This window comes from Streptomyces kunmingensis (assembly GCF_039533535.1).
GTDB lineage: Bacteria > Actinomycetota > Actinomycetes > Streptomycetales > Streptomycetaceae > Streptomyces > Streptomyces kunmingensis.
Genome location: NZ_BAAATS010000027.1, coordinates 433,142 through 446,401 on the forward strand (window position 1 = coordinate 433,142; position 13,260 = coordinate 446,401).

At 70.2% G+C, this 13,260-nt stretch carries 14 protein-coding genes; 1 reads left to right on the plus strand and 13 read right to left on the minus strand.

The window, feature by feature from the left end; translation table 11 throughout:
• Positions 1–83: 83 nt before the first annotated feature.
• The 9 genes from ABD366_RS30230 to ABD366_RS30270 form a co-directional block, all read right to left on the minus strand.
• Complete coding sequence (locus ABD366_RS30230) at positions 84–845, minus strand: DUF3159 domain-containing protein (RefSeq protein ID WP_324769178.1); 762 nt, start codon at positions 843–845, stop codon at positions 84–86.
• Between the two features lie 3 nt (positions 846–848).
• Positions 849–1,259: an OB-fold nucleic acid binding domain-containing protein gene (locus ABD366_RS30235; protein WP_324769177.1), complete on the minus strand. Its 411-nt coding sequence runs from the start codon at positions 1,257–1,259 to the stop codon at positions 849–851.
• 75 nt (positions 1,260–1,334) lie between these two features.
• A complete protein-coding gene (locus tag ABD366_RS30240; RefSeq protein ID WP_324769175.1) occupies positions 1,335–2,018 on the minus strand; it encodes a response regulator in 684 nt (227 codons plus the stop codon).
• The gene (locus tag ABD366_RS30245) at positions 2,015–4,627 is read right to left on the minus strand and encodes a sensor histidine kinase KdpD (protein ID WP_324769174.1); all 2,613 of its coding nucleotides are present in this window, start codon (positions 4,625–4,627) and stop codon (positions 2,015–2,017) included. The genes ABD366_RS30240 and ABD366_RS30245 overlap by 4 nt, the downstream gene beginning before the upstream one ends.
• Before the next feature lie 92 nt (positions 4,628–4,719).
• On the minus strand, positions 4,720–5,448 hold the full coding sequence (locus tag ABD366_RS30250; RefSeq protein ID WP_324769173.1) for an ABC transporter ATP-binding protein: 729 nt from the start codon (positions 5,446–5,448) through the stop codon (positions 4,720–4,722).
• Positions 5,449–5,537: 89 nt separating this feature from the next.
• Complete coding sequence (locus tag ABD366_RS30255) at positions 5,538–6,758, minus strand: alginate lyase family protein (protein WP_324769171.1); 1,221 nt, start codon at positions 6,756–6,758, stop codon at positions 5,538–5,540.
• A 215-nt stretch (positions 6,759–6,973) separates the two neighbouring features.
• Positions 6,974–7,756 carry a DUF3710 domain-containing protein gene (locus ABD366_RS30260; RefSeq protein ID WP_324769170.1) on the minus strand — a complete coding sequence of 261 codons (783 nt, stop codon included), beginning with the start codon at positions 7,754–7,756 and terminating at the stop codon, positions 6,974–6,976.
• 1 nt (position 7,757) lies between these two features.
• A complete protein-coding gene (gene dut / locus ABD366_RS30265) occupies positions 7,758–8,276 on the minus strand; it encodes a dUTP diphosphatase (protein ID WP_324769169.1) in 519 nt (172 codons plus the stop codon).
• Complete coding sequence (locus tag ABD366_RS30270) at positions 8,273–8,857, minus strand: PaaI family thioesterase (RefSeq protein ID WP_324769168.1); 585 nt, start codon at positions 8,855–8,857, stop codon at positions 8,273–8,275. Before ABD366_RS30270 ends, dut begins: the two co-directional genes overlap by 4 nt.
• A 113-nt stretch (positions 8,858–8,970) precedes the next feature.
• Between ABD366_RS30270 and ABD366_RS30275 the strand changes: the two genes are divergently transcribed.
• Entirely contained in the window at positions 8,971–9,417 is a 447-nt protein-coding gene (locus ABD366_RS30275; protein WP_324769167.1) for a DUF3093 domain-containing protein, read from the plus strand.
• Positions 9,418–9,468: 51 nt separating this feature from the next.
• Here the strand turns inward: ABD366_RS30275 and ABD366_RS30280 are convergent, their stop codons facing one another.
• The 4 genes from ABD366_RS30280 to ABD366_RS30295 form a co-directional block, all read right to left on the minus strand.
• On the minus strand, positions 9,469–10,494 hold the full coding sequence (locus tag ABD366_RS30280; protein WP_324769165.1) for a hypothetical protein: 1,026 nt from the start codon (positions 10,492–10,494) through the stop codon (positions 9,469–9,471).
• Positions 10,495–10,507: 13 nt separating this feature from the next.
• On the minus strand, positions 10,508–10,804 hold the full coding sequence (locus ABD366_RS30285) for a DUF4193 domain-containing protein (RefSeq protein ID WP_018535993.1): 297 nt from the start codon (positions 10,802–10,804) through the stop codon (positions 10,508–10,510).
• A gap of 427 nt (positions 10,805–11,231) precedes the next feature.
• Positions 11,232–12,467, minus strand: coding sequence for a sensor histidine kinase (locus tag ABD366_RS30290; protein ID WP_324769163.1), 1,236 nt, complete (start codon positions 12,465–12,467; stop codon positions 11,232–11,234).
• 7 nt (positions 12,468–12,474) lie between these two features.
• Entirely contained in the window at positions 12,475–13,128 is a 654-nt protein-coding gene (locus tag ABD366_RS30295) for a response regulator transcription factor (RefSeq protein ID WP_018535991.1), read from the minus strand.
• Positions 13,129–13,260: the final 132 nt, after the last annotated feature.

The window sequence follows — 13,260 nt, forward strand, 5'->3', positions numbered from 1 at the left end:
AGCTCGCCGGGCCACCCTTTTGCCTTCAGGGGCGCGGGGAACTGCGCGCTCAGCCCCCACCGACCGGCGGCCGCGCCACGACCTCAGGCCTCTCGCCGATGCCGCGCACCGTCACCGGAGGCAGCCTCGGCCTCCGCCTTCTCGGCCGCTTCCATCTCGGCAAACACGTCAATAGGCGCGGGCGCCTTCGCCAGGAACACCCACGTCAGCCACACCGCCAGCAGGAACGGCGGGATCTTCAACGCGATCAGCACCCAGCTGAACTGCGTCGTGGCCGAGTCCGTGTCCGCCCAGAAGTACAGCGGGAACAGAATGGCGCACTTGGCGAGGAGGATGAGCCCCCAAGCCCAACTCGCCTTCGCATAGGCCTTCTTGCGCCCCGGGTTACGCGTCCGCCACGACAGGTTCTCCTTGAACACCGGCCCGAGGATGAGCCCGATCAGGGGAACCCCGCACAGCGTCGTCACGATGTACGCGAGCGCGAGCCCCAGCGTGTAGAGCATGCCCGGCAGGTAGAAGTCCTTGGCGTTGCCCGTGAACATCGCGAAGACGACACCGAACGCGACACCGAAGACGCCGCTGAAGGCGTGCTTGACGGTGTCCTTCATGACCAGCCGCACCACGACCAGGACCAGGGACACGGCGAGGGCCGCGATGGCCGCCACGTGCAGGTCCTTGTTGATCGTGAAGATGGTCACGAAGAGGAGGCCGGGCACGACGGTCTCCACCATGCCCCGCACGCCGCCGAAGGCGTCGAAGAGCGCGGCCTCGGTCACCGCCTTCGAAGCGGTGGAGCCCTGGTCGGCTTCCTGTTCGCGGTCGGTCGGCTTGTCGAGGGACGTCACCGGCTACTCCCGTCCGAGCGGTCTGAGTTCGTACTTCGGGTTGAAGAGCACCCTACGGCCCCGGCTCATCGAGATCCGCCCCGAAGCGATCAACTTGCGGCCGGGTTCGATTCCGAGGATCGAACGCCTGCCGAGCCACACCACGTCGAGCGCGGCCGAGCCGTCGAACAACTCCGCCTCCAGGGCCGGAACTCCGGCGCGTGGTCGCAGGGTTACCGTGCGCAACGTACCAGTTACCTGAACGACCTGTCGGTCCTGGCAGTCACCGATGCGTGTACAGCCCGTGGTCTCCGAGTCCTCGCGCAGCTCCTCCGACTCCAGGTCCTCCTGGGACGTGGACAGTCGGTCGAGCATGCGCCGGAATCGGCCCGCCGGCTTCTCGGACGCCCTGTCGGAACGAGGAACAGCACTCATATAGGAAGCGTACCCGTGGCCGGTGACTCGGTCGTGTCTCGGTCGTACTCGCTGGTGTACCCCGTTTCCGGGCCCTTATTTCTCGAAGCGGTAACCCATGCCGGGCTCCGTGATGAAGTGCCGGGGGTGCGAGGGGTCGGTCTCCAGCTTGCGGCGCAGCTGTGCCATGTACACGCGCAGGTAGTTGGTCTCCGTGCCGTACGAGGGGCCCCACACCTCCTGAAGCAGCTGCTTCTGGCTGACCAGGCGTCCCGTGTTGCGCACGAGCACCTCGAGGAGGTGCCACTCGGTGGGGGTGAGCCGCACGTCGCGTCCGCCCCGGTGGACCTTCTTGGCGGCCATGTCGACGGTGAAGTCGTCGGTCTCCACGATCCCTTCGTCCTCGGTGCCACCGGTGGGCTCGGCGCGCCGCACGGCCGCCCGCAGCCGCGCGAGCAGCTCGTCCATGCCGAAGGGTTTCGTCACGTAGTCGTCGGCGCCCGCGTCGAGCGCCTCGACCTTCTCGTCCGAGGAGTGCCGGGCGGACAGGACGAGGATGGGTACGCGGGTCCAGCCGCGCAGCCCCTTGATCACCTCGACGCCGTCCATGTCGGGCAGACCGAGGTCGAGGACGACCACGTCGGGGTGGCGGGCGGCGGCGAGTTGCAGCGCCTGCGCACCGTCGGCGGCGGCGTCCACCTCGTACTTGCGCGCCTTCAGGTTGATGACGAGGGCGCGGACGATTCCCGGCTCGTCGTCGACCACGAGCACCCTGGTCATGCGTGCCTGCCTCTCTGCGGTACTGCGTTGTCGGCTGATGCTGCTTCCGGTCCGGCTGCTGCCGGTGCCGTACGGGTCGACGGCCGGCCCGGTGGTCCGGGCGCCGGGCCCGCCGCCCGCAGGGTGAGCACCATCGTGAGCCCGCCCCCAGGAGTGTCCTCCGCACCGAGTGTGCCGCCCATGGCTTCGACGAAGCCGCGCGCCACGGCGAGGCCGAGCCCCACGCCCGCGCCCCGCGGCGCGTCGCCGTAGCGCTGGAAGGGGGCGAAGATGCGCTCCTTGGCCTCGTCCGGCACGCCGGGGCCGCGGTCCACCACGCGCAGTTCGACGCGTTCGCCGAGCGTGCTGGCGGAGACCAGGACGGGTTCGTCGGGCGGGCTGTACTTGACGGCGTTCTCGACGATGTTCGCGACGGCCCGCTCGAGGAGGCCCTTGTCGACGGTCACCATCGGCAGCGACTCGGGGATGTCCAGGTCGACGCTGAGGTCCGGGTCCGGTACGCCGACCAGCGCCATCGGCACCACCTCGTCGAGGTCGATCTCCCGGATGAGCGGGGTGACGGTGCCGGTCTGGAGGCGGGACATGTCGAGCAGGTTCCCCACGAGGTGGTCGAGCCGGTCGGCGCCCGCCTCGATCCCGGCGAGCAGTTCCGCCTGGTCCTCGGGCGACCAGTCGACGTCCTCGGAGCGCAGGGAGGAGACGGCGGCCTTGATGCCGGCGAGTGGGGTGCGCAGGTCGTGGCTGACGGCGGCGAGCAGCGCGGTGCGGATGCGGTTGCCCTCGGCGAGGGTGCGGGCCTGCTCGGCCTGCGACTGAAGCCGCCTGCGGTCCACGACGACGGCGGCCTGCGCGCCGAAGGCTGCCAGCACCCGGCGGTCCTCGGCGGGCAGGACGCGCCCGGTCAGGGCGAGCGCCATGTGGTCGCCCACGGGCACGTCCACGTCGGCGTCCTCGGGCCGTCCGTCGGGGTGCGGCCCGACGCTGCCCGCGCAGGTCCACGGGGAGGTGTCGCTCTCCCTTTCGAGCAGCGCCACGGACTCCATCGCGAAGGTCTCCCGTACGCGTTCGAGCAGCGCTTCCAGGCTGGTGTCGCCGCGCAGCACGCTGCCCGCGAGGAAGGAGAGGATCTCGGACTCGGCGCGCAGGCGTGCGGCCTGGTGGGTGCGGCGGGCGGCCAGGTCGACGACCGAGGCGACCGAGACGGCGACGCCGAAGAAGATGACGATGGCGACGAGGTTCTTGGGGTCGGCGACCGTGAACAGGTGCCGCGGCGGGGTGAAGTAGTAGTTCAGGAGCAGCGAGCCGAACGCCGCCGCGGCGAGCGCCGGAAGCAGGCCGCCGACCAGTGCCGCCGCCACGGTGAGCGTCAGGAACAGCAGCATGTCGTTGGCGAGGCCGAGGTCGGAGTCGACGTGGGTGAGCAGGAGTGCGAGGAGCGCCGGTCCGCCGACGCCGACGAGCCAGCCGCCGAGGATCCGGGAGCGGCCGAGCCGGGCCCCGCGGGCGACGGGCAGGCCGCGCCCCTTGGCCGCCTCCTCGTGCGTGACGATGTGGACGTCGAGGTCGGGCCCGGACTCGCGGGCGACGGTGGCGCCGACGCCGGGTCCGAAGATGTACTGCCAGGTCTTGCGGCGGGAGGAGCCGAGGACGATCTGGGTGGCGTTGACGCCGCGGGCGAACTCCAGGAGCGCCGAGGGGACGTCGTCGCCGATGACGTGGTGGAAGGTGCCGCCGAGGTCCTCGACCAGGGTGCGCTGGACAGCCAGTTCCTTGGGCGAGGCGGCGGTCAGTCCGTCGCTGCGGGCGATGTAGACCGCGAGGACCTCGCCGCCGGCGCCCTTCTCCGCGAGCCGCGCCGCGCGCCTGATCAACGTACGGCCTTCGGGACCGCCGGTGAGGCCGACGACGATGCGTTCGCGGGCTTGCCAGGTGGAGCGGATGTTGTGCTCGCCGCGGTACTGCTGGAGGTACTCGTCCGCGCGGTCGGCGACCCACAGGAGGGCCAGTTCACGCAGGGCGGTGAGGTTCCCGGGGCGGAAGTAGTTGGAGAGGGCCGCGTCGACCTTGTCCGGTTTGTAGATGTTGCCGTGGGCCATGCGGCGGCGCAGCGCCTGGGGCGACATGTCGACCAGCTCGATCTGGTCCGCGCGGCGCACGACCTCGTCGGGCACGGTTTCCCGCTGGCGCACGCCGGTGATCGCCTCGACCACGTCACCGAGGGATTCGAGGTGCTGGATGTTGACGGTCGAGACGACGTCGATGCCCGCGGCGAGCAGGTCCTCGACGTCCTGCCAGCGCTTGGCGTGGCGCGAGCCCGGCACGTTCGTGTGCGCCAGCTCGTCGACGAGGGCGACGGCCGGGGCCCGGGTGAGGACCGCGTCGACGTCCATCTCCTGGAAGACGGACCCGCGGTACTCGATCTCCCCCCGCGGGACCTGCTCCAGGCCGTGCAGCATGACCTCGGTCCGCGGCCGCTTGTGGTGTTCGACGAACGCGACCACGCAGTCGGTGCCGCGCTCGATGCGGCGGTGCGCTTCGGCCAGCATCGCGTACGTCTTGCCGACGCCCGGTGCGGAACCGAGATAGATCCGAAGCTTGCCGCGTCCCATGGCGTCGACCTTACGGTCAGGAAGTCCGGCAAAGGGGCCACGGGCCTGGTGAGCGGGCGTCTTTGACAGAACCCTGATGCGCTGCGGGCGGCTCAGCGCTGCTCGACGATCTCGCCGTCGCTGAGTTCCAGGACCCGGTCGGCGAGGTCGAGGAGCGCCGGGTCGTGCGTGGCGACCAGCGCGGTGACGTGCTCGCTGCGGACGACGGCGCGCAGCAGTTCCATCACGGCGAGGCCGGTCTCCGCGTCGAGCTGCCCGGTAGGTTCGTCGGCGATGAGCAGGGCCGGCTTGTTGGCGAGGGCGCGGGCGATGGCGACGCGCTGCTGCTGGCCGCCGGAGAGCTCGCCGGGCCGCTGCTTGGCGTGCCCTTCCAGGCCGACGAGGCCCAGCAGCAGTTCGACGCGCGCCTCGCGTTCGCGCACCGGCGTCCTGCGCAGCCGCATCGGCACGCCGACGTTCTCGGCGGCGGAGAGGATCCGGATGAGCCCGAAGGACTGGAAGATGAAGCCGATCCGGTCCCGGCGAAGCTCCAGGAGCCCGTTCTCACCGAGGTCCGCGAGGCCGAGTCCGTCGACCTCGATCCGCCCGCTGTCCGGTTCGTCGAGGCCGCCCACCAGGTTGAGCAGGGTCGTTTTGCCGGATCCCGAGCGTCCCTTGAGGGCGACGAGTTCGCCGCGCGGCACCTCGAAGGAGACCCCGCGCAGGGCGTGGACGGCGGCGGCGCCGCTGCCGTAGGAGCGGTGCAGGTCCCGCACGGCGACCATCGGCCCGCCGCCGTCCTGGTCGAGGACGGCGGTCCCCGCCTCGGTGCTCTCGGTCATGCCCCGCGCTCCCCCGTACGTACGTTCCCGGCCGGGCGCCAGTATGGTCACGTGGCGCCCGGCCGGGCAATGGCCGGGCGGGTCGCCCGTCAGCTCGGGTTCTCGGCGTGGGTCAGGGTCTCCCAGGCGACGAAGAGGTTGTTGGAGGCGGCCGGGCGCTGCTGCTCGGTGAGCTTCTGGGTGCTGGTCATGGCGGTGCCGAGGCGGGTGTGCAGGGCGTTGTAGCCGACCTCGGTGACGGGGCCGAGCCCGCGCGTGACGCTGCCGCCGCACAGCCAGCTCGGCGGCGCCTCGCCGAGCTGGTACTTGGCGTGGAAGCCGAGTGCCTGCCGCAGCCGCTCGCCGACGTCCGTGCCGTACAGGTCCTGGCCCTGGATGCGGCTGGTCTCGGCGATGTGCGAGATGGCGGAGATGCCGTAGCCGGTGTGCGTGAAGTCCCGGCAGGTCTCCTGCGTCAGACCGGTCACGAACGTGGACTGGCCCTGCCAGTAGTTGACGATCTTGGCCTTGGTGTCCAGGTTCTGGCTCGGCACGGTCTTGGGCAGCGCGCCGTCCGAGGACAGATAGACGTACGCGGCCGTACGCGTCCGGAACTTCGCCATCGCCTTGTCGTACGACGCCTTGTCCTCCAGGAAGACGGAGATGCCGACGGCGGCCTCCATCATCGACAGCTCCCAGTTCCCGTTGGAGTTGGAGCCGTTGATGATCTTCGGCAGGTACACATCGCGCAGCATGGTCCGGAACCGGCCCTCGTTCGCCCAGCCGCCGCTGTACGTGTACTTGATGATCTCGGCTGCCTTGGGCCAGGAGGAGCCGGCCCAGCCGGTCTGGAGGGGCCCGTTGCTGTTCGTGTGCTCCTTGATGGTCCCGGACCAGGCGTCCATGAGCGCGATCGACTTCTTCGCGTACCGCTCGTCGCGCGTGAAGTACCAGGCGAGCGCGGAGGTGTAGGCGGCTATCGCGTCCTCGCGCTCGTCCGTGCAGCCGTAGTTGGGGTTGGAGTACGAGCCGCACTCGACGGTGGCGCGGGGCTTGGGCGTGCGGTTCAGATCGGCGTACTTGCTGGCGATCATCTGGTCGAAGGCGCCCTTCCAGGGGCTCGCCCCGGCGTCGACCTTGGCCTTGGCGAAGTCCAGTTGCCCCTTGGAGACGGTGACTCCGGGGTGGGCGAACGTGGCGGGCGCGGCCTCGGCGCGGTCGGTCGCGGGCCAGGCGACGACGCCGGCGACCAACGCCGTGACGGCGGTGGCGAGGGTGGCAAGCAGGGCGGGACGCGATCTTCTGTGACGAGCCTGCATGGTGGGGGCCATCCGTTCTCGTATGTGAACGTGAGGCGCTGATGTGAACCACAGCGCTGGCCGGTGACCCTAGGTACGGACCAGCCTTCCGTCAAGTACTGAGAAAAGAACGGCAGTTGAGAGGCGCGACCCCGACGGGCTCGGCAGGCGTGCGTACGCACGACAAAGGCCGGGGCCGCGCACCCCTGAGGGATGCGCGGCCCCGGCCTACGGTCGAGCCGGTTCGGTCAACGGACCTCGGTGATCTCCGGACCACGGGCCAGCTGACCCATGCCGCCGGAGAAGCGCGAGCCGTCCGCGGCATCCTGACCGGCGCCCTCGGCGACCATCTGCGCGTCGTCCGGAAGCTTCAGGACGATCGGGTCGCGCGGGGCCATCGGACCGTCACCGCGGACCACGACGGTGTCCCGGAAGATCTGCTCGAGCAGCCCGGCCGCCTGCGGCGCCACCGCGCCCTGGCCCGAGATGACACCGCGCAGGAACCAGCGCGGGCCGTCCACGCCGATGAAGCGCACGACCTGGAAACCACCCGTGCCGTCCGGCAGCTGCACCGGCACCTGGGCCCGCAGCTCCCAGCCGAGCGGCCCCTCGACCTCGTCGATCACGCCACCCTGCTGAGTGATACCCGTGGCGATCTCCTCGCGGACCTCGCCCCAGATGCCCTCCTTCCGGGGAGCGGCGAAAGCCTGGAGCTGGACCGCGCTGTCCTGGAGGACGACGGTCGCCGCGACGATCGCGTCACCCGCGACCTCCACCCGCAGCTCCATGCCCTCCACACCGGGGACGAAGAGTCCGCCCAGGTCGACACGGCCCTCGCCGGGCTCGCGCACCTCTGCGGAGTCCCAGGGGCCGTCGGGACGCGGCTCCGGCTCGAGCCGGACGCGATCCGACTTTCCCTCGGCGTCCGTGCCGGCACTGTCGACACCGTCGACACCGTCGACCTGCTCGGCCTCGCCCGCCGCGTCCACTGCGTCTTCAGCGGAGCTGTTCTTCTTGCGACGTCCGAACACGTCACTGTCCTTCCCGGTCGGATACGACCGATGCGTATCGATTCCCACCCTGTTGACCGTCCGGACCCACGGAGGCATGCCCTCCCGTGGACCCGAAGCCCCCCTCGGCCCGCGCGGAGTCGGGAAGCTGCGCCACCTCGTGGAAGCGCACCCTCTCGACCTGCTGGACGACCAGTTGGGCAATCCGGTCGAAGCGCTCGAACCGCACCTTCTCGCGCGGGTCGAGATTCACCACGATCACCTTGATCTCCCCACGGTACCCGGCATCCACCGTCCCCGGGGCATTCACCAGAGCGACACCGCAGCGCGCTGCGAGCCCGGATCGCGGGTGCACGAAGGCCGCGTACCCCTCGGGCAGCGCGACAGACACTCCGGTGGGCAGTACGACGCGCTCGCCCGGGGCGAGTGTGCACGCTTCGGTGGTCCGCAGATCGGCGCCCGCGTCGCCCGGGTGCTCGTACGCGGGCAGCGGTACGTCGGGGTCGACACGCCGGATGAGCACGTCCAGCGGCTGGTTCACGGGTTCACCTCGAAAGCACGGGCGCGCCGGACCTGGTCCGGGTCGCTCATGGCCGCCTCGATCTCCGCCGGGCGGCCGTTGTCGATGAAGTGGTCGACCTTGACCTCGATGAAGAGAGCGTCGGCCCGGACGGCGACGGGCCCGTCGGGGCCGCCGATCCGGCCGGTCGCGGTCGAGTAGATCTTGCGCCCGGCGACGGCCGTGACCTCGGCGGACAGATGCAGCACGGTGTCCACGGGGACGGGGCGCACGAAGTCCGTCTCGAGCCGGCCGGTCACGGCGATGACGCGCAGCAGCCAGTTCAGCGAACCGAGCGTCTCGTCGAGAGCGGTGGCGAGGATGCCGCCGTGCGCGAGGCCGGGCGCCCCCTGATGGGCGGCGCGCACGGTGAACTCGGCGGTGACGCTCACGCCGTCACCGGCCCGCGCCTCCAGGTGCAGTCCGTGCGGCTGCTCGCCGCCACAGCCGAAACAGTGGCCGTAGTGCGCGCCGAGAAGCTCCCCGGGGGCGGGAGCGTCGGGGTGCCGTACCGGCGTTATGGCGTCGGCGGGGGGCGTCAGAGCTGCTGAAGTACCACTCACAGGCGCAGACCTTACCCGCCCGCCCGTCACCCACCGCCACCCTGCCGGACAGTGCTGCGCACTGGCTGCCCCCGTTCCCCTGTGCAGTCATGCATCGTGCCAAGCTTGGCCCCATGGAGCTCTCGACGACGCCTTACGAAGAACGCCTCACCGCACCCCGCTCGTGGTGGCTCGTCACCTTCCTCGTGGGGGTCGCCTGCGGCCTCACCCTGCTGCCCTTCGGCACGCTCCCGCTGCTCGGCGGGTTCGTCGGCGGCCTGCTGGTGGCGGCCGTGATCACCAGCCAGTACGGCTCGGTCCGGATCCGTGTCGTGGCGGACTCGCTGGTCGCGGGGGACGCGAGGATCCCGCTGTCGGCACTGGGTGCCGTGGAGATCCTGGACGCGGAGGAGGCGCTTGCCTGGCGCACGTACAAGGCGGACCCGCGCGCCTTCATGCTCCTGCGCAGTTACGTCCGTACGGCGGTCCGCGCGGAGATCACGGACCCCTCGGACCCGACGCCGTACGTCTACCTGTCGACGCGCGAACCCGAAACTCTGGCTAAGGCCCTGGGTGCCTGACGCGTCCTGACCCGGTTCGGTCGGGCCGGCTCGGCCCGGCCCGGCCCGGGCTCAGTCCTCGATCTGCAGGGCGTCCTCGGGCGTGGCCAGCGGCGGCAGCTCCGGCAGCGCGTCCCACGGCACCTGGAAGCGGCGCAGGTCGGTACGGACCCGCTCGGCCAGCTTCTTCGTGTCCCGGCGGTTCATGGCCGCCCCGACCGCCGCGCCGACCAAAAACGGCATCAGAGTCGGAAGATTGCGGACTGTCCGCTTCATGATCTGCTGTCGCAGCTCGCGCTTCATCTGACCGCCGAGCGCCACGTTCATGGTCGACGGCTTCGAGACGTCGATCCCTCGCTCCTGCGACCACGAGGTCAGATAGGCGCTGCTGCGGTCCTTCAGGCCGCCCGCGGGGCGGACCCCGTAGACCTCGTGCAGTTCGGCGATGAGCTTCAGCTCGATCGCCGCGACGCCGGTGACCTCCGCGGCCAGTTCGGTGGTCATCGCGGGCGGTACCGGCAGCATCGCCGCCGCTCCGACTCCGGCGCCCACCGTGGACGAGGCGGCCGCCGCACCGGCGACCAGCTTGTCCGCGAGCTGCTCGGGCCCGAGGCCGGGGAAGTGTGCGCGCAGGGTCGCGAGGTCCCGGACGGGCACGCGCGGTGCGATGTCGATGATCCGGTCGGCGAGATAGCCGACCGCGGCCCTGGCGGCGCTGCCGCCCTTGGCCATACCTGTTCTCGCGGCGCTGCCGCCCTTGACGAGTCCGGTTCTCGCGGCGCTGCCGCCCTTCACCATTCCCGTTCTGGCGACGCTGCCGCTCTTGCGGACGCCGTCCTTCATGGCGTCCGTCCGGCGTCGGGCCTGCTGCACCTCGGCGCCCGGCGCCTCGACTGCGTCGGCGTCGTGTCGTTCCACGACGCCGGCCGCCGTCGGGTCGCCCGTCACTTCGCTCCTGTGCGCCGCTTCGAGCGAGGCGTCTTCACTGGTGGAAGAGCCCCGCCCGTCGTCGTCACGCACGGCCTCTGACGGGCCTTCTGCCGCATCCCAGCGCTTGATGCGGATGCGGCGCTTCCAGGGCGGGGTCGAGCCACTCATGCCCGACCCCACCTCAGTCGCAGTCGCGGCAGATCGGCTGGCCGTTCTTCTCCCGCGCGAGCTGGCTGCGGTGGTGCACCAGGAAGCAGCTCATGCAGGTGAACTCGTCCTGCTGCTTGGGCAGGACACGGACGGCCAGCTCCTCGTTCGAGAGGTCGGCGCCCGGAAGTTCCAGACCCTCGGCCGCCTCGAACTCGTCCACGTCGACGTTGGACGCGGACTTGTCGTTCCTCCGGGACTTCAGCTCTTCGATGCTGTCCTCGTTGAGGTCGTCATCGGTCTTGCGTGGGGTGTCGTAATCCGTTGCCATGTCGCGCTCTCCCCCTCTGGGTGTATGCGGTGTCTCAGCGCACGTAACGCATGAGAGGCCGGACTTGTGCCCGACCTGAGGCGGAGATTTTGCCTCACATCAAGGTCTGTTACTCAATCGACACCCAACCGGACCCCTCTTGAGTGATCGGCTTGGGTGGCGAACGGGACCGTACACGGTCCGATTTCGCACCGCACGGGCGCCACCCCGTGTACTTCCCGTGATCAAGCTGCCCGAAAACTCGGATTTTCCGGCTTTCTGGCAGCTTTTGCGATCACGGAGAGTAGGAGACGGGGAATTCGCCCTTGTGATCGATCACACACGACCTTCTCGGGCGCAGGTCCCGAAAATTCCGCTATAAGCGAACTCCTCCAGCGCGTCGGCGGAAGCATGTCAGATCCCTCCGCGTATCGCACGTCGAACCGGCTCAGATCGGCAGGGTGACGCGCATCACGAGACCACCGCCTTCGCGGGGTACGGCAGTGATCCGGCCACCGTGGGCACGCGCCACCGACCGGGCGATGGAGAGGCCGAGACCCACGCCCTTGTCGCTGCCGGTGCGCTCGGTGCGCAGCCGCCGGAACGGTTCGAAGAGGTTGTCGATCTCGTACGCGGGGACCACAGGGCCCGTGTTGGCGACGAGCAGAACGGCCTGGCCGTGCTGCGCCTCGGTGTGCACCTCGACCCAGCCGCCCTCCGCCACGTTGTACCGGATCGCGTTCTGTACGAGGTTCAGCGCGATGCGCTCCAGGAGGACGCCGTTGCCCTGGACGACCGCCTCCTTGCGCTCGCCACGGATCTCCACGCCCTTGTCGTCGGCCTCGGATCTGGCCTGATCGAGCGCCTGGCCGGCGACCTCGGCCAGGTCCACGGGCTTGCGCTCCACGATCTGGTTGTCGCTGCGGGCGAGCAGCAGCAGACCCTCCACGAGCTGCTCGCTGCGCTCGTTCGTGGCGAGCAGTGTCTTGCCGAGCTGCTGCAACTCCACCGGGGCGCCCGGATCCGAGAGGTGGACCTCCAGGAGGGTGCGGTTGATGGCGAGCGGGGTGCGCAGTTCGTGCGAGGCGTTGCCCACGAAACGCTGCTGCGCCGTGAACGCCCGCTCCAGGCGGTCGAGCATCTCGTCGAAGGTGTCCGACAGCTCCTTGAGCTCGTCGTCCGGGCCGTCCAGCTCGATACGGCGCGTCAGGTCCGAGCCGGCCACGCGGCGCGCGGTGCGCGTGATGCGGCCGAGCGGGGACAGGACGCGGCCCGCCATCGCGTAACCGAAGGCGAAGGCGATGATCGCCAGGCCGAGCAGCGCCATGAGGGAGCGGCTCAGCAGGACGTCCAGGGCGTGCTGGCGCTGCCGGTTGACGCAGTCGTTCAGGGCGTCGTTGAGCTGGTTGTCCGTCGGGTCGGACGGGAAGGTGCAGACGGAGCTGACGAGGTTGTGGTTGATGATCTTGAAGGGCAGCTCGCTGCCCACGTTGAGCGCCTGCGCCGCGAGCATGTAGATGATCGACAGCAGCAGGATGCCCGCGATGAGGAACATGCCGCCGTACAGCAGCGTGAGCCGTATGCGGATGGTGGGGCGGAGCCAGGGGAAGGGCGGTTCGACCTTCGCGCCGGGCTTCCAGGTCGGTTTCGGCGGCGCGGTGGGGGGCGCTGGGGCGGCGGCCATGGAGGGATCAGATCCGGTAGCCGGAGCCGGGCACGGTGACGATGACCGCGGGTTCGCCCAGCTTGCGGCGCAGGGTCATCACGGTGACGCGCACGACGTTCGTGAACGGGTCCGTGTTCTCGTCCCAGGCCTTCTCCAGGAGCTGCTCGGCGGAGACGACGGCGCCCTCGCTGCGCAGCAGCACCTCGAGGACGGCGAACTCCTTGGGCGCGAGCTGGATCTCCTTGCCGTCCCGGAACACCTCGCGCCGGTTCGGGTCGAGTTTGATCCCGGCGCGCTCCAGGACGGGCGGCAGGGGCACGCTCGTACGGCGTCCGAGGGCGCGGACGCGGGCCGTCAGCTCGCTGAACGCGAAGGGCTTGGGGAGGTAGTCGTCGGCGCCCAGCTCCAGGCCCTCGACGCGGTCGCTGACGTCGCCGGAGGCGGTCAGCATCAGGATGCGGGTGGGCATGCCCAGCTCGACGATCTTGCGGGCGACGTCGTCACCGTGCACGAGCGGGAGGTCCCGGTCGAGCACGACCACGTCGTAGTCGTTGACGCCGATGCGCTCGAGGGCGGCCGCACCGTCGTACACGACGTCGACGGCCATGGCCTCCCGGCGCAGTCCGGTGGCCACCGCATCGGCGAGCAGTTGCTCGTCCTCGACGACGAGTACGCGCACGTCGCTGTCCTTCCTCTGGCCACCCGCGGGCAGGTTCGAGCGCACGCGGGCAGGGTCCGTTTCATGGGATGTGAGCCTCCATCCTGCCCCTTTCGGCCATAAACCGGCTGTAAGGCGGCGGGGCGGAGGGGG